Source organism: Pedobacter sp. 22226, assembly GCF_052045455.1.
Taxonomy (GTDB): Bacteria; Bacteroidota; Bacteroidia; order Sphingobacteriales; family Sphingobacteriaceae; genus Pedobacter; species Pedobacter jeongneungensis.
Genome location: NZ_JBQEPB010000004.1, coordinates 294,133 through 311,524 on the forward strand (window position 1 = coordinate 294,133; position 17,392 = coordinate 311,524).

General features: G+C 41.2%; 13 protein-coding genes. 3 read left to right on the plus strand and 10 right to left on the minus strand.

Annotation, left to right across the window (positions count from 1 at the left end; translation table 11 throughout):
• Nucleotides 1-485: 485 nt before the first annotated feature.
• Both ACTJKC_RS10885 and fabV read right to left on the minus strand, forming a co-directional pair.
• Entirely contained in the window at nucleotides 486-1,016 is a 531-nt protein-coding gene (locus ACTJKC_RS10885) for a GNAT family N-acetyltransferase (protein ID WP_440791822.1), read from the minus strand.
• 117 nt (nucleotides 1,017-1,133) lie between these two features.
• A complete protein-coding gene (gene fabV / locus ACTJKC_RS10890; RefSeq protein WP_440791824.1) occupies nucleotides 1,134-2,327 on the minus strand; it encodes an enoyl-ACP reductase FabV in 1,194 nt (397 codons plus the stop codon).
• A 411-nt stretch (nucleotides 2,328-2,738) separates the two neighbouring features.
• Here fabV and ACTJKC_RS10895 point away from each other — a divergent pair, with 411 nt between their 5' ends.
• Together ACTJKC_RS10895 and ACTJKC_RS10900 are read left to right on the plus strand one after the other, a co-directional pair.
• On the plus strand, nucleotides 2,739-3,446 hold the full coding sequence (locus ACTJKC_RS10895) for a DUF2490 domain-containing protein (RefSeq protein ID WP_440791826.1): 708 nt from the start codon (nucleotides 2,739-2,741) through the stop codon (nucleotides 3,444-3,446).
• A gap of 85 nt (nucleotides 3,447-3,531) precedes the next feature.
• A complete protein-coding gene (locus ACTJKC_RS10900; protein WP_440791828.1) occupies nucleotides 3,532-4,422 on the plus strand; it encodes a hypothetical protein in 891 nt (296 codons plus the stop codon).
• Between the two features lie 17 nt (nucleotides 4,423-4,439).
• Here ACTJKC_RS10900 and ACTJKC_RS10905 read toward each other — a convergent pair whose 3' ends face one another.
• The 8 genes from ACTJKC_RS10905 to ACTJKC_RS10940 all read right to left on the minus strand — a co-directional run bounded on the left by ACTJKC_RS10905 (nucleotide 4,440) and on the right by ACTJKC_RS10940 (nucleotide 15,923).
• Complete coding sequence (locus ACTJKC_RS10905) at nucleotides 4,440-4,820, minus strand: helix-turn-helix domain-containing protein (RefSeq protein WP_440791830.1); 381 nt, start codon at nucleotides 4,818-4,820, stop codon at nucleotides 4,440-4,442.
• Nucleotides 4,821-6,323: 1,503 nt separating this feature from the next.
• Nucleotides 6,324-6,773 (minus strand): DUF1572 family protein, encoded by a 450-nt coding sequence (locus tag ACTJKC_RS10910; RefSeq protein WP_440791832.1) that lies wholly within the window; start codon nucleotides 6,771-6,773, stop codon nucleotides 6,324-6,326.
• 10 nt (nucleotides 6,774-6,783) lie between these two features.
• Nucleotides 6,784-7,548 carry a hypothetical protein gene (locus ACTJKC_RS10915; RefSeq protein WP_344853157.1) on the minus strand — a complete coding sequence of 255 codons (765 nt, stop codon included), beginning with the start codon at nucleotides 7,546-7,548 and terminating at the stop codon, nucleotides 6,784-6,786.
• Nucleotides 7,549-7,574: 26 nt separating this feature from the next.
• The gene (locus ACTJKC_RS10920) at nucleotides 7,575-8,447 is read right to left on the minus strand and encodes a DUF4261 domain-containing protein (RefSeq protein ID WP_440791834.1); all 873 of its coding nucleotides are present in this window, start codon (nucleotides 8,445-8,447) and stop codon (nucleotides 7,575-7,577) included.
• A 938-nt stretch (nucleotides 8,448-9,385) separates the two neighbouring features.
• Nucleotides 9,386-10,117, minus strand: coding sequence for a head GIN domain-containing protein (locus tag ACTJKC_RS10925; protein WP_440791836.1), 732 nt, complete (start codon nucleotides 10,115-10,117; stop codon nucleotides 9,386-9,388).
• Nucleotides 10,118-10,271: 154 nt separating this feature from the next.
• Nucleotides 10,272-11,924: a M1 family metallopeptidase gene (locus tag ACTJKC_RS10930; protein WP_440791838.1), complete on the minus strand. Its 1,653-nt coding sequence runs from the start codon at nucleotides 11,922-11,924 to the stop codon at nucleotides 10,272-10,274.
• Nucleotides 11,925-12,114: 190 nt separating this feature from the next.
• Nucleotides 12,115-13,980 (minus strand): CocE/NonD family hydrolase, encoded by a 1,866-nt coding sequence (locus ACTJKC_RS10935; protein WP_440791840.1) that lies wholly within the window; start codon nucleotides 13,978-13,980, stop codon nucleotides 12,115-12,117.
• Nucleotides 13,981-14,051: 71 nt separating this feature from the next.
• Complete coding sequence (locus ACTJKC_RS10940) at nucleotides 14,052-15,923, minus strand: CocE/NonD family hydrolase (protein WP_440791842.1); 1,872 nt, start codon at nucleotides 15,921-15,923, stop codon at nucleotides 14,052-14,054.
• A gap of 281 nt (nucleotides 15,924-16,204) precedes the next feature.
• Here ACTJKC_RS10940 and ACTJKC_RS10945 point away from each other — a divergent pair, with 281 nt between their 5' ends.
• A complete protein-coding gene (locus ACTJKC_RS10945) occupies nucleotides 16,205-17,038 on the plus strand; it encodes a DUF6515 family protein (RefSeq protein ID WP_344853166.1) in 834 nt (277 codons plus the stop codon).
• The last annotated feature ends 354 nt before the right edge of the window (nucleotides 17,039-17,392 follow it).

Consider the following 17,392-nt stretch of genomic DNA (forward strand, 5'->3'; position numbering starts at 1 on the left):
ATAAGGGAATATTAACCACAAATGAAAGGATGAACACAGATAAGGTAATTGCATCTGTGTTTATTGGTGTAAATCTGTGGTTAAACTGTTAGATTTCCCGGCTGCGTTGCACTCCGCTCGAAATGACAGCACTCCGGGATGATTCACTTCTTTCGGCTATGATATATTTACAGACCTATGAATAGGGTCGTCATTGCTGAGGAGGAACGGCCGAAGCAATCTTTCCTGTTGATGATCCTTGCTGGAAAGATTGCTTCGTCGGCTGAAAAAGCCTTCTCGCAATGACGAATTTTGCGGCTTATAATTGCGCTAAGATTCTCCGTGTTTCTGCGTTTCCGTGGCAGTTTTTCTCTGCTGTATTAACCAAGATGAAAGGATGAACACAGATAAGGTAATTGCATCTGTGTTTATCGGTGTAAATCTGTGGTTAAACTGTTAGATTTCCAGGCTGCATTGCACTCCGCTCGAAATGGCGATACCAGAGATTAAGCTACCCAGTTTGCTTTATCAATCTGGTAAACGAAGTTCCATTTTACGGGTTCACCGTAGTAAGCTACTTCGATTTCGGAGATTTTAATTGCGCCTAGCTTTTCTGATGCTTTTTGCGAACGGAAATTGGTTGCGCCGATGTGCAGGATTACTTTATCTACAAACTGAAAAGCATAATCAAGCATTAAGGTTTTTAAAGCCCTGTTGTGTCCTTTGCCCCAAAATTCGCGTGCAATAAAGGTATAGCCAACTGCAACAGAATTGTCTGCCTCATCGGGTTCGTAGTACCTGGAGCTGCCCACTATTTTGTTGGTTTCTTTTTCATAAACGATAAAAGCACCCTTCGATTCCATTGCACCCTTAAAGAAATTTTCGAACACTTCTCTTTTGTAGCGGTCTTTGTTGGGGTGCTGTTCCCAGATCAGCGGATCGGAAGCTACAGCAAAAAGTGCTTCAAAGTCAGACTCTTTTAAAGGAACTACTTTAATCAGATCGTTTTCTAGTGTAGGTTGTAAATCGAAATTCATATTATCGGGGGAATAAAAACGGCCGGCTATAAGGCCAGCCGTTTGTAATTAACTTATAGATTTCTCCATTCCGCTGCGCTACAGTCGAAATGACGACATCTCGTGGTTATGATGTTATTAGTTTACCAAACCTTCAATTTCCACTACTTCCTGTGCATCTTTCTGATAATCTACTTTATCAATTTCAAAGCCAAACAAGCTTAAGAAATCAGATCTGTAACCTGGTAAATCACCAATTGCTGGTAAAGTTTCGGTAGTGGCTTCTTTCCAGAGTTCTGCAACTTTAGCCTGGATATCTTCACGCATTTCCCAATCGTCGATCCTGATTCTTCCTTTTTCGTCGACAGGAACCGGACTGCCGGTATATAAACGATCTGCATATAAACGCTGGATCTGCTCAATGGTACCTTCGTGTACGCCTTCGGCTTTCATCACTTTGTACAATAATGAAATATACAATGGAATTACCGGAATAGCCGAGCTTGCCTGTGTAACCAATGCTTTGTTAACTGATACATAGGCTTTGCCATCAATATCTTTTAATTTATCGCTGATTTTGAAAGCGGTTGCTTCTAAATCGTCTTTTGCTCTGCCAATGGTTCCTTTGCGGTAAACCGGTTCGGTTAATGCAGGGCCGATGTAAGAATATGCTACGGTAGTGGCACCTTCGGCCAGTAAGTTTTCTGCCTTAAGGGCATCAATCCACATGGCCCAGTCTTCGCCGCCCATTACGGCAACGGTATTGGTAATATCTTCTTCGGTAGCTGGTTCGATAGAAATTTCAGACACATTACCGGTATGGAAATCGACAGTTTTGTTGGTATAGGTACCACCGATTGGTTTTAAAGTAGAACGGTGCAATACTTCGGTATCAGGATGTTTCCTTACCGGAGAAGCTAAACTATAGATTACGAGATCAACCTGACCAAGATCGGCTTTGATCAGTTCGATGGTTTTTTCTTTGATTTCTTTTGAGAAGGCATCGCCGTTAATGCTTTTTGCATATAAACCGGCAGCATGTGCTTCTTTTTCAAAAGCGGCACTGTTGTACCAGCCTGGTGAAGCCGTTTTTCCTTCAGAAGGAGCTTTTTCGAAAAATACGCCAATGGTAGAAGCGCTTGATCCATAAGCAGCAGCAATGCGTGAAGCTAAACCGAAACCGGTTGAAGCGCCAATTACCAATACTTTTTTAGGACCATCAATAGCTCCTTTTGATTTTACATATTCAATTTGATTCTTTACGTTTTGTGCGCAACCATCAGGGTGTGCGGTTAAACAGATAAAGCCCCTCATTCTAGGTTCGATAATCATTTTTGTTCTTTTTTACGTTTTGTAATGTTAAAATAAGCGCAATTTTTAGGTTGTTGAAAATGCCCTAATGCCCAAATCTTTAACGAAGATATATTTTTAATTGTTTAACGTTAAATGAAATTTGTTTTTAACTGCAAAGGAGGAGACGGTATCGCCTGTTTTTACCATAGCGTTAAGAGAGAAAAGGCACAGCGCACACACAGAGGCTAGTGTTACTGAACGTTTTTTATCAGGCGATTACATTTCGGTTTAATTAACCACAAAGGCGCAAAGAGGTTAATAAATTGGAATCAGGGCTGAAAACTTCGGACATCCGTCCCCCAACTTCCGGACTAATTAAAAGACTGTTCGTTTATTTTACTATAAATCTCTTAATTTAGCGGCACACAGATAAAACCGGTTTATCTTTTTATGAAAAAAATATTATTATCTGCCGCGATGGTTCTCATCATGGCATCAGGAAAGCTGTATGCGCAAACCCAATATCATCATTCGGGTTGGTTTATGTTTTTAAACAATACTAAATTTAATGATAAATGGGGATTACAGTTCGATTTTCAGGTTCGTTCTGCGGATGACTGGGGTTATGTGCGCAATACTCTGGTGAGGCCTGCGGTACAATATTTCATTAATGATAAAAGTAATGTTGCCCTGGGGTATTTGTGGCAAACTACAACCACGGAGGTTGCCGGAGCGGCAGATTTGACACTACACGAGCACCGCATTTTTGAGCAGTATATTTACAACCATAAAATCAGTTCGGTATTTGCCAGTCACAGGTTTAGGGTAGAGCAGCGCTTTATCGGCAGAACAGGTGAAGATGTGTTTTCGCAGCGGTTCCGTTATTTCTTCAGGTTAATCCAGCCTTTACAAAAAACGCAGCCAGCATTTACAAAGGGGCCTTTTGTGGCTTTGCAAAATGAGGTATTTTTAAATCTTCAAAATAAGAGCGAAATTAATAATAGTGTGTTCGATCAGAACAGGGCCTATCTTGCTGTGGGCTACCGCTTTTCGAAAAAGTTTGATCTGGAGGCCGGCTATATGAATCAGGCTAGTCATGGTTTAACCCACAACACCATCAACAACATTATTCAGCTGGCAGTTTATACGAGGTTTTAATGATTTAAAGTCATTTTTTGTATCATAAAGCTTACCAAATGTTAAAGGTGTTGTAAATGACTGGTCTTTTTGCTCAATTTGCCGCGTGAAAAAATTTACCATTCTATTTTTAGCACTCTTGTTTGGCAAGCGGATGCAGGCACAGGAGGCTCCAAGCTCAACAACAGATCATACACCCACTTCGAAAAGCTTATTTAATCCTGAGCATAAGAGGAATTTTTCGCGTAAGGGCGATTTCTTTTTTCACTGGGGCTATAACAGTTCCTGGTACGGTAAGAGTGATATCAGGTTTCAGGGGCCGAATTATGATTTTACTTTAAAAGATGTGGTTGCACACGACAGGCAATCAAAATTAAGCTGGGATTATTTAAACCCGGGATTAATTACGGTACCACAATATAACATCCGCTTGGGTTATTTTATCAAAGATAATTACAGTATTTCTATCGGCTGGGACCACATGAAATATGTAATGGATATTCCTCAAACGGTGGCCATTACCGGTCATATCGGACCAAATATTACCCCTGAAAATGTGGCTACAGGCGCATTGGCTGGTGATTATAATGGGCAAAGTATAAATGTTAAGGAAAGCATGCTTACTTACGAACATACCGATGGTTTTAACTACGCCAATATTGAGGTGGAGCGTTATGATGATATCTGGGTGGCACCTGGCGGCAATACTTCGCTAACTTTAGAAACCGGTTTAGGCGGAGGGTTGATGGTTCCCCGTTCTGATGTGCGTTTATTTGGCCTGGGCAGAAACAACCACTGGAATATTTCGGGTTATGGGGTTTCGGCTAAAATCGGGCTTAAGTTTTACGTTTGGAAAAACGTTTATTTGCAGAATACCACTAAGTTTGGAGCAACTAATTTAACCAATGTGCATACCACAGGCTGGGATGAATACGATAAGGCAAGCCAGAAAATTAATTACATCGAAAATATGTGGTTAATCGGGGTTCAGTTTTAAAAGATATTGAAGGAGGCTTAAGCCTCCTTTTTTGTTTGTGGTGCAAGCCCGTCTTCTTTCTTTTCTTTAATTGCTGCCGCTATTGCTGCAAGCTGTTTAAATGGTAAATCGGCTATCAGGTTTGTGATGCTTTCGTTTATCTCTGGTTTTTTCAGTCTGGTAATGGGGTGGGTATCGGGGATATTCTCATTTTTTTCGGGATACCATACAAAAAGATCGCTTGGCTCGCAGATTAAAAGTTTGCATAGTTTCTCGATGTGGTCTAGCCGGACAGACCGGGTTTTGCCATGTAAGAGATAGTGTGCAGAATGTGCACTGAAACCAGCTTTAATGAGATAGGTTGAAGGCCTCTCGATACCCCTTGCAACGAAGATGGGGATTAAATTTAGAATCAACATATTGTAAATCTGTTAAGTGATAAAAAAAGTATTCAGTTTATCGGGGATGATTTAACAATAGTTAATGCGGTTGCCTTTACGGCAATGCATCATTGAATGTTTTAAATATAGGTTAAAAAAATTAAATGATGCTTTAAAAAAAATGTAAATGTGGTATAAAGATTTGCAAATACATTTGAACGATTTTGAATTAATTATGAAAGTTTTACGATTGAAGTTGAAAGAAATGTAAATGCGGTTGAAAGATTTTAAATGTCTCTTTATAATAATGTAAATACTGTTTTAAAAAGTATAATGTAAGTTGTAAAAAGTTCGATGTATGTTTTAATAAATTCGATTGATTTTGTAAAAAGTTAAATGTTTTTTGTGAAAAATTAAAATGTAGGTTATTGTAATGGAATAGATCGCCAGGGAATGTGTGGACTGGATGAATCCTTAATGAGTTCTGATTGTCAAATTGGGTTGGGGGTGAGGTAACTGGGTAGATCTCTCCACTTCGCGACGCTCCGGTCGAGATGTCGTAACTATGGTGACTAAACTCTTTGGTTAAGATTCGAGATTGGGTTGGGGGTGAGGTAACTGGGTAGATCTCTCCACTTCGCGACGCTCCGGTCGGGATGACGTAACTATAATAAATGAACTCTGGAGTTTAAGAATTCACGATTGGGTTGGGGGTGATGTAACTATGTAGATCTCTCTCCCGAATATTCGGGACTTTCCGGTCGAGATGACGTAACTATAATAAATGAACTCTGGAGTTTAAGAATTCACGATTGGGTTGGGGTGAAGTAACTGGGTAGATCTCTCCACTTCGCGACGCTCCGGTCGAGATGACGTAATTATAATAAATGAACTCTGGAGTTTAAGAATTCACGATTGGGTTGGGGGTGATGTAACTATGTAGATCTCTCCACTTCGCTACGCTCCGGTCGAGATGACGTAACTATAATAAATGAACTCTGGAGTTTAAGAATTCACGATTGGGTTGGGGGTGATGTAACTATGTAGATCTCTCCACTTCGCGACGCTCCGGTCGAGATGACGTAACTATAATAAATGAACTCTGGAGTTTAAGAATTCGCGATTGGGTTTGGGGTGATGTAACTATGTAGATCTCTCCACTTCGCGACGCTCCGGTCGAGATGACGTAACTATAATAAATGAACTCTGGAGTTTAAGAATTCGCGATTGGGTTGGGGGTGATGTAACTGGATAGATCTCTCCACTTCGCGACGCTCCGGTCGAGATGACGTAACTATGGTGACTAAACTCTTTGGTTAAGATTCGCGATTGGGTTTGGGGTGAGGTAAGTATGTAGATCTCTCCACTTCGCGACGCTCCGGTCGAGATGACGTAACGATAATAAATGAACTCTGGTGAGGTAACTGGATAGATCTCTCCACTTCGCGACGTTCCGGTCGGGATGACGTAACGATATGGGCTGAACTCTTTGTGATAAAATCTAAAACGGCTCGCTTTACGCTAAACGCCTCACGCTTAAACTTATTCCTGATCTAACAGCCTTCTGTGGTAATTAATCTGCCCCAGATGATAAGTTAAATGTGTGGTGAGGTGCACAAGGAAAAATTCGGTGGAAGTTTTTTCATCGAAAACGAGTAGAGGGTATTCGCCGCTTATTTGCTCGTTACTTAGTCCTTCCAAAGTTTGGTTAACGATGGTTTTTGTTTCGTCGATCATTTTAAGCAACTCCTGCTGCGGGAGATCTTTTAAGGAAAATTCGAGTTCGCGGTTGCGAATGTAACTGGTGCCGCCCAAAGTAGCGCCGATGTAGGTATTCAGGTTACCGATGAGGTGCAGGCAAAGGTTTCCGGCCGAATTTGCAATACCGCGATCTATCTGCCATAAATTAGCTTCGTTCCGGTAGGCTTCAATTTCCGATTTCAGTCTGGTAAGGTCCCTGTTAAAAAGTTTTTTTAAGGTTTCGGTAAGCATAAGCAAATAATTAAGGGGTCAGTTTCTTTGCGGGCTGGGATAAAATTTCTTTTCCTGCTTTACTAATCACCAATAAGGCTGGTGGCGTACTTTCTTCGCCCATTACGTTAATGAAACAGGTATATAAATAATCGCCGCTTTTAAACTGGTAATTGTGGTTACCGCCGCTGCCATCGGGTGCCCATTTCCCATTGCTTAAAACCAGTTTGGGTTTGTCGCTCATTTTACTTTTTATAGGCCATGAAGCATAGCGGTAATTGTTATTGCCAAGGTCATCAATCCTCACCCGGTATTGTGCCGTTTCGAAAACGAGTACAGGCTGTATAAAATTGCTGATGGATGGGTGCAGACTGCTTTTTTCAACATTAATTAACCTGGCCTGCTCTTTGGCTTCTAACCTCGATTGGTGGTTAACGGCAAGGAGTTTGCCATTGGTATCAAGCCACAATTCGCCATTTAGCAACATAATGCCACGCCAGCCAACGGCATCCCAATCGGTATTTACTTTAGAGTTAATGATCTTTTTGGTTAAATTATCATCAAAAACCTCTTTGTAACGCTTAACAAATTCCTGCTTGTTTTTAATGGGCGGGATGGGATAGGCCCTGTTTAAAGGGTAGCTGATTTTGCTGCCCAGCTTTTCAATATTTCCGCTTTTAACCGCATTAATGAAACTGGTTACCACGGGGCGGTATTTTTTATCGAGCGTTTGCTCCTGCGCATAAACAAAGCTTACGGTGCAGATCAATAAAGAAACTAATACTATTTTTTTCATGAGGGCAGGTAGATTAGCGAAGATAATTAATCCGGAATAACATTTACTACGATTCTCCCGGGGGCAACAAGCGAAAGTTGTTTCTCACATTTCCATTTTGAACCTGCGTTTACTCCTTCGAGTGAATTTCCATCTAAGATCACATCGCCGTATTCATAAACATAGTAAGCATATGTCCATAATAAATTTGCGATTTCATTTTCGTTTGCCACAGAGAACCTGATTTGAAAATCCGGCAATCCGATGGTGTGAAGACCTATGGTATCCATTAATAATTCTTTGTGATCTGCATCGCTGCTCACATTGTAAAGCCGTACATTACAGATGGCATTTAGGGTTTGCATTTTATCAGTATCCCAAATGCTGGTGATATTGGCAGGGTTTAAAATTTTCTGTGCGGGTGAGGAATAAACTGCATTTGGTTGAGTTACCCTGATCACCGCCACCAGGAAATCCATAAATGAATTAAGCCTTTCCTTGTAGGGTAATGTTCTCGACATGAAATCTGTTACCAATATTTCATAGCTGCAGTTTTTAGCCGTCTGATTGGCTTCGGGCCAATGCCAGTTTTGTTGAAAGGCAGCATCTGGAAGGTCGATTTCGGCTTCGTCCTGATCGGGTATCATGATGGTGCATTGTGCGGGAACAGCGCCGTCGGCCAGCTGAATGGTATGATCGGGAAAAGAAAAAATCAGGGTACTTTTTGTGAAGGAATGGTCGACTTTCGCAAAATGTTTTTCTACTTCAGCTAAAAGCAGATTGCTATCGAGAATTGGTTTTTTAAGGAATAAAAGCTTGGCGCTAAGGAGCTCAGGAAAATTCTCCAATGGATCATTTTCTGTTAACGGGGCATTTTCTTCTGCAGTGTTTTTCTTTTTAAATAGGTTGAATAAACTCATGATTGGTATGCTTACTGGTCAATGTTGTGTTAAGCCGGTTTCAATATACAAATGAAGGGATATTAAATTGAATTTCTTTAAATAAACGGATGCTGTTTTAAAAGAATTGTGGTTGGTGGAGACAGGAACCATGAGATAATCATTTTTTAATGTATTAACCATGTAAGACATATAAGGGCATATAAGGTTATTCATTACAATGGGTTTTTGTTGCGGAGCATAGCTTAAATGTTCACCCATAGTAGTAGGATTGCTTCGTGCCTCGCAATGACGATTTTTCTTGATGTATTAAACCATATAAGACATATAAGGGCATATAAGTTATTTATTATGAGGGGTTATTGTTGCGGAGCATAGCTTAAATGTTCACCCATAGTAGTAGGATTGCTTCGTGCCTCAGCAATGACGATTTTTCTTGATGTATTAACCATGTAAGACATATAAGAGCATATAGGTTATTCATTATGAGGGATTATTGTTGCGCAGCATAGCTTAAATGCCCACCCATAGTAGTAGGATTGCTTCGTGCCTCGCAATGACGATTTTTCTTGATGTATTAAACCATATAAGACATATAAGGGTATATAAGTTATTCATTATGAGGGGTTATTGTTGCGGAGCATAGCTTAAATGTGCACCCATAGTAGTAGGATTGCTTCGTGCCTCGCAATGACGATTTTTCTTGATGTATTAAACCATATAAGACATATAAGGGCATATAAGTTATTTATTATGAGGGGTTATTGTTGCGGAGCATAGCTTAAATGTGCACCCATAGTAGTAGGATTGCTTCGTGCCTCGCAATTACGATTTTTCTTAATATATTAACCATGTAAGACATATAAGGGCCTATAAGGTTATTCATTATGAGGGAAAATGTAAACGCAAAAAAAAACGCCCTGAATTGCTTCGGGCGTTTTTATATGAGGAATCTGATTTTATACTTTTCTTACACCGCCTGAACCGATAACGGTTTTATCGATAGTAGGGTTGCCGGAGTAATTTACATTTCCTGATCCGCTGATTACCGCCCTGATGCTTTCGCTTACGGCAATATTTACAGTGCCCGAACCGCTGATGGTGCTGGTTAGTGTTTTTGTTGAAAAAGATTTACCGGCAAATGTACCTGAACTGCTGATGACCACTTTTGCATGATCTGCACCGCCAGTGATGCTTATGGAACCAGAACCGCTGATTACACCACTATAATCATCTACATCGGCAGAAGCTTTAATGTTGCCCGAGCCACTTACCGTTGTGGTTAAGCTACCTGTGCTGATTTTACCGTTAACAGTGAGGTTACCGGAGCCGCTTATGGTTAAGCTGGCCAGCTCTTTTGCGGTCACGTAAGCCGTAATTTTTTTGCCTTCGTATTTGTTAGACCAGCTTCTGATACTGGTTTGTGGGCGGATAATTAAAACATTGCCTTTTACCTCGGTAACAATCGAAGCAATTGCTTCTGCATCGCCTTCCAGGCGGCAGCTTTCGGTATTGCCTAAAGTTACAATTACATTGATGGGGCCTGCTGAAGCTACGCCGTTAAAATTTTTAACGTTGCGGTCGTCGTTCCTTTTGCCTGATACATTGATGCCTGTGCCGTCTTTTGCAATTGCGTTAATGCCAGCGGTTAGTGTTAATGATGCCAATAATATTGCAAATACTTTTTTCATGGTTATAGATTTTATTTTTTAGATAAATAATGAGCTTTTCTTATAAGACGGTTGTTTTTGGGAAAAGTTGCACAAGTTGAAAATTATCGTTCCTGGGCGACTTCGGAAGTTGCCGGGTTACAGGGCCGGGGAAACTTCCGAAGTTTGGCGGGTATTACCCTTTCTTAACATTAATATAAAACAGCGGATCGTGTTTAAAGTTACCGGCATTTATGCTGGCATCAACTTTAATAGCTTTCCAATTGTTTGTTGGTTTAATTAAAGTATAAGCACCGGTTTTTAGGGTTACGCGCACAGGCATATCGAAACCTTTAACATCGGTTACCCAGCGGTAAGATAAACTGCCATTGTCGATTTTATATTCGAGAACCGGTATTTTGGTGTAACGTAAATACTGATCGAAAATCTTATCTAATTTTAAACCGCTTTGTTTGGCGATGTAATTTTCGATCTGGGCAGTGGTTACGGTCTGGTGATAAAAAGTTTTGCTTAATCCACGGAGGATTTGCCTGAATTTTTCGTCGTTATTAATGAGCTGGCGGATGATGCTGATCAGGTTTGCACCTTTGGGGTACATATCGCCTGAACCTTCTTTGTTAACGCCATAAGGACCAATTACAGGAATATCATTGCGGATAATTTTCTGTAATCCGATAACATATTCATCGGCAGCTGTCTTGTTCTCAGTACATTCGGTAAACAACACTTCAGAGTAATTGGTAAAACCTTCGTGCACCCACATGTCGCCAATATCTTTTGAAGTGATGTTATTGCCAAACCATTCGTGTCCGCTTTCGTGGATGGTAATGAAATCCCATTTTAATCCATGGCCGGTACCGCTTAAATCTCTGCCTAAATAACCCTGTTTAAACTGATTGCCATAGGCAACGGCACTTTGATGCTCCATTCCTAAATGCGGCGCCTGTACCAGTTTGTATCCGTCTTTATACCATGGGTAAGGACCGAACCAATATTCGAAACATTTTAACATGGGTTTAACATCGGCATCCCAGTGCGGGCGGGCTTTTGCACTGTCGGTTTGTAATGCCCAGTAATCGATACTCAGGTTTCCGTTCTCGCCGGCAAAGCTATCCTGCCAGTGTGCATATTTACCGATATAAAAAGTTACATCATAATTGTTGATGGGGTTACCTACAAACCAGTTGTATTGTTTGTAACCATCGGGTTTATCGACGGTATTTCTTAACCTTCCATTTGATATTTCCTGCAAAGTATTCGGTATGCTGATGCTGATGAGCATGCTGTCTACTTCATCGCTCTGGTGATCTTTATTTGGCCACCATACACTGGCTCCCAATCCCTGGCAGGCTACAGAAACAAAGGGATTGCCTGCGGCATCTTTTTTGAAAATGAAACCACCATCCCATGGCGGGGTTTTGGCCACAGTTGGGTTCCCTGAATAAAAAACAGTGAATTTATCTTTGCTTCCTTTTTTAATGGCTTTGGGGAAGGTTACAAAAACAGCGTTATACTCTCTTGTAAAAGGTAAATCTGTGTCCCTGTACACTATCTTTTCTATTTTAAGGTTGTCGAATAGATCGAACTGGAGTTTAGTAAAATCCTGTGTGGCGGTAAAGGCAAATTCGTTGCTTCCGGTGATGGATTTCTGATCGATATCAATTTTCACATCTAAATGGTAATAATTAATGTCGTAACAGGTACGCAAAGGGGTAAGTGTTCCACGGAGGCTATCGGCCCTGGAGTTTACCTGGTTTTTGCCCAGCATTTGTGCCTTTGTGGCAGGAATGCTGAAAGCAAGGGCGAAAAGAATAAATAGTTTTTTCATTTATTTATTGATTGGATAAGTTTCCGGTTCGTGGAGACACGAACCGGGGCTTTTAGAGTAGTTGTGCCTGCGCAGTTAAAATACTGAGGGTGGCTGCGAGGATGAATAATAGTTTTTTCATTTATTTATTGATTGGATAAATTTCAGGTTCGTGGAGACACGAGCCGGGGCTTTGCAATGACAATCTAGCTTATTTGATCACATCAACCTCAATAAAGCTGTCGTTAAAAACGGTTTGTGTGGCTTTAATATAATCGGCTTCTGTTGCTTTATATGGGTTTTCTACAAACTTTTGAGGGTTACGGGCAAACAACGGAAAAGCAGTACTCTGCACCTGGATCATAATCCTGTGTCCTTTTTTAAAGGTATGCAATACATCCTGCAATTGAAAGTTCACCTCTGTTTTTTGGTTGGCTACTAAAGCTTCAGGTTTTTCAAAACTATTGCGGAAACGGGCCGGCATTACCTCCGAACGTACCATTTGCCAGTAATTGCTTAAGGTAATGTTCTTGTTTGGCATGTAAGGATTGTTCGGTTCATCGGCAGGATACACATCGATCAGTTTTACAATGAAATCGGCATCGGTACCGGTAGTGGCAATTTTGAGGTGCGACATGATTTCGCCGCCTAAGGTAATGTCGTTATCCAATACATCGGTTTGGTAAACAAGCACATCTGGTCTTCTGCCCGCAAAACGCTGATCTTCGCTCATGTAATTGTGCGGGGTGAAACCTAAGGTTGTGGTTAAATCTTCGGTATATGGAACCGGCTTTAAAGGATCGCTGATGTAATTTACTGAGCCAGCTGCTGATGGGGCAGTCATGCTCAGTTTGCCATCGGCACCCAAATATAATTTTTGTTTGCTGGCTTTTTCAGTTGGCCATTTTGTAAAGGTTTCCCATTGTTTTTTACCGGTATCGAACATGTAGGCTTCTGGCAAGCCAGAGTTTTTATCTCCGTTGCCTTTTAAGAAATGGTTAAAGAATTTGGCTTCAATTTCCTTTTGATAAAAAGTGGCAATGCTATCGCCGAAATAAACATTGCTGTGCATGGTATGGCCGGTTTCGCGGCTCCATCTTCCATGTCCGAATGGTCCCATAACAATGGTATTATAGGCATTGGGGTTTTTCTTTTCGATGGTTTTGTAAATGTTTAGCGGACCTGATAAATCTTCGGCATCGTACCAGCCACCCACCAGCATTACGGCAGGTTTAATGGTGTTGTAGTGTTTTAACAATCCGCGTTTTTGCCAAAACTCATCGTAGTTTGGGTGATTTACGGTTTCCTGCCAAAAAAAGTTGTCTTTGTAATATTTATCGGCATTGGTTAAAGGGCCAAGATCTAAAGCAAACTGATAGCCATCTTTTGTTTTTGGCAAAATCATCTGGTTGTTGTACCAGGCTTTTGAAGTAGTATCGGTTTTCTGAACACCAAATACCGGAAAGGTAAAGAAATAGCTTTGTAGAAATGACCCATTGTGGTGGAAATCGTCAAAAAAGAAATCCGAAATCGGAGCCTGTGGCGAAGAAGCTTTTAATGCAGGGTGATTGCTTAAGATGCCGGCTGCGGTATAAAAACCCGGATAAGAGATTCCCCACTGGCCTACTTTGCCATTGTTATTGGCTACATTTTTAACCAGCCAATCGATGGTATCGTAAGTGTCTGAACCTTCATCTACATCTTTCTTTGTTTTTTTATTGTCGATTACAGGTGTCATGTTTGTCCAGGTACCTTCACTTTTCCAGCGTCCGCGTACATCCTGCATTACCACGATATATCCTTCTTTCATCATTAATTCTGAAGGGCCTAAACGTGCGGGAAATTTATCTTCGCCATAAGGGGCAACGCTATAGCAGGTGCGCTGCATAATCATCGGGTATTTTTTATCCTTTGAGGCATCTTTAGGCGTATAAATGGCGGTAAAAAGTTTGGTGCCATCACGCATGGGGATATACACTTCTTTTTTGGTGTAGTTTAACTTTGGGTATCCTGCATCGCTTTGCGCAAAGGCCGTGGAGACTGAAAGCAGGATGATGATGAGTTTAAGGTATTTCATTTTTTAAGAATAATAAGCTAAGAATTTGGTTCTGTTCCGGTTCGTGGGGACACGAACCGGGGCGGACGGGTTTATTTTAACACCGAAACGGTAATAAAAGAACTGTTGTGTACATCATGATAAATCTTGTGTGTTGCTTTCTGGAAATCCTGTGGCTCGGCCTGATAAATGTCCATAAATTTCTGTGGATTGCGATCGGCCAAAGGAAACCAGGAGTTCTGGATCTGGATCATAATTTTATGTCCTTTTTTAAAGGTATGGGCTACATCTGGCAAAGGATAATTTACTTTGGTAATTGTTCCCGGAACAAAAGCTTCGGGCTTTTCGAAACTGTTGCGGTATTTGCCACGCATAATCTCTCCACGTACCAGCATCTCGTAACCACCCATGATCAGGTTTTTTGGGTTAGGTACCGGGTTAGGGGCATCTTCAGGGTAAACATCAATCAGTTTTACCACGTAATCGGCATCAGTTCCGGTGGTAGAAACCACCAGGTTGGCCAGTACCGGTCCGGTTAGGGTAATATCTTCTGTTAAAGCATCGGTCTGGTAGGTTTTAACATCTGGCCGGCGGGCAGCAAAACGCTGATCGTCGATCATGTATTCTCGGGTTCGTTTGGCCTGAATACCATCCTGATAAGGAACCGGATTATTGGGATCGCTTACATATTCGTCCCAGCTATCGGTTCGGCCCACCTTTTCGAAAGCCAGTTTTCCGTTGGGTTGTAGGTACAGGTTTTTGGTTTCTACGTCTTGTGGCGGCCAGGTTTTAAATTTTTTCCATTCGTTACTTCCGGTTACGAAAATGTTTGCTTCTGCAGCATTAAAATCGCCTTCACCTTTTAAATAATGTTTAAAGAAAGGTAGCTCGTATTGTTGCTGGTAATCGATACTGGTGGTTTTGCCGAAGTTGATGTCGCCAAGAAAAGAACCATCACTGCGTACCCAGCCACCATGAAACCAGGGGCCGGCTACCAGGATATTGTTTGCACCAGGGTTTTGTTTTTCGATGGCTTTGTAAGTGGCAAAAGTACCATAAGCATCTTCTGCATCGAAGAAACCTCCTACAACCATAACGGCAGGTTTTACATTGGTTAAATGTGGGGTAATTAAACGCGATTTCCAGAAGGTATCTAAATTTGGATGTTTAAATAAATCGTTCCAGAATTTAATGCTATCGGCAAAATAACGGTCTTTTAGGTTTTTAACTGAACCGGCTTCCAGATAAAAACGGTAATTGTCCTGAATCGGAAACTGAAAGCCTTTTGGCCCTTTATCGGGTGTAATGGGTTTTGGTCGCGGGACGCCGAAACTGCCCATAAAACTAAAGGCATCCATTAAAAATAAAGTGCCGCGATGGTGAAAATCATCTCCTAAAAACCAATCGGTAACGGGCGCCTGTGGCGAAACGGCTTTTAAAGCCGGGTGCGCATTTGGCAAGGAAGTAGTAGAGTAAAAACCCGGGTACGAAATGCCATAAATGCCGGCGTTACCGTTATTGCCTTTTACATTTTTTATTAACCAATCAATGGTGTCGTAAGTATCTGTACTTTCATCGATGGCAGTTTTACCTTTTTTGCCCAGCACTTGCGGGCGGATATCGGCGAAAGTGCCCTCACTCATCCATCGGCCGCGCACATCCTGGTAAACAAAAATAAATCCTTCGCGCATCATTGCCGGGAAATTGCCCAGGCTCAGCTTATATTTATCTTCGCCGTAAGGGGCAACGGTATAGGGGGTACGGTTAATTAAAAAAGGATATTTTTTGGTTTGATTTTTGGGTATGTAAATGGAAGTGAATAACTTAACCCCATCACGCATGGGGATCTGGCGTTCTATTTTGGTATAGTTCTCTCTCACATAGGCCGAATCAGTTTGCCGGGCAAATAATTTGCTGGAAATAAACAGGCAAAACAGCAGGCCAAAAATTCTTTGAAGATTCATTTGTTTTAGTTTTTGGGAATAAAATTTAAATATAGGTGATTAGTGATTGATTAGAAAAAATAGCCGGTAAAAGGTTTGTTAATGATGGAAGATGGAATAGTCCGAAAGTCGGGGGACCGGGGTTGGAGGTTTGGGGGTGAAAAAGAAATTGTGTCTTCCTGACTTGTGGTGAATAACCTTCTATTCGTCATTGCTTTATCAAAATTTAGTTAAATGTTGTTAAGGGATAATCTTTTAAGAATTTTAACCGTCATATTGATAATCGAATTAAACACAAAAAAATGAATAGGTTATTAAATAAAGGATTGGTTGTTTTCGCTGCAGCAGCGATGATTGCAACCTTAAGTATCGAAAGTGTTTCTGCGCAGCGGGCAAGCAGAGGTGGTGGTGGCGGAGGTTCTTTCGGCGGAGGCAGATCAGGTTCTATTGGTTCGTCAAGGGGCGGGGGTTCCATTTCCCGTCAGCCATCTATGCGTGCACCCGGCAGGGGCAGTTATTCTCCGGGCATCCGTTCAGGCAGACCAAGTTATGGTTATAACAGGCCGGGCTATCGTCCGGGGTATGGCAGACCGGGTTATGGTTACAGACCTGGTTTCGGGAGGCCATATTACAGACCATACTATAGTTACTACAATTTTTACAGACCGTTTTTAGGTTTCAGGATTGGTGTATTGCCTTACGGTTATTATCCTTTTTATTATGGTCCGAACCAGTTTTATTATTCCGGTGGTTTATTCTATCAGCAAAACAATGATCAATATGAAGTGGTAACGCCGCCAGTTGGTGCTGAGGTTCCGAATTTACCATCGGATGCAAATCAGGTAACCATTAACGGGGTAGATTATTACGAATATAAAGGTGTTTACTATACACAAAAAGAAAATGCGGATGGTAAAACAGTGTATGTGGTAGCCGGAAAAGATGGGGTTTTAAATACGACAGATGGTCCGGTGGATACGCACAATATTGGTGATATCATTAACCAATTGCCTGAAGGTTGCAGAGAGGTGACGATTAAAAATGAGAAATACTTTGTTTCGCCTGATGATGTGTATTATGAAGAAATAGTGGATGGGACAAATGTTACTTACCGCGTAATTGGTAAGTTGTTCTAGAACTATTTTAATATTTAAATCAAATGCTGGTCATGTTAAATGTGATCAGCATTTTTTATTTCTTATTGAATTTAATTTCTTAATGGTGAGTTTATTTTTATCATTAAGGAGTTAAGCTGATTAAGGAAGTAATTGAAGTTGGATATTGCCATCCTATTGTTTTTTAGCCACGGATGCACGGATTGGCACGGAGAAGTTTTTTATCATTAAGGAGTTAAGCTGATTAAGGAAGTAAAGTTGGGTGTTGCCATCCGACTTTTTTTTAGCTACGGATGCACGGATTGGCACGGAGATATTTTTTGGTAGTCAATACCTTATCCAGGGTGAGATTACTCCGTGCTCATCTGAGCCTCC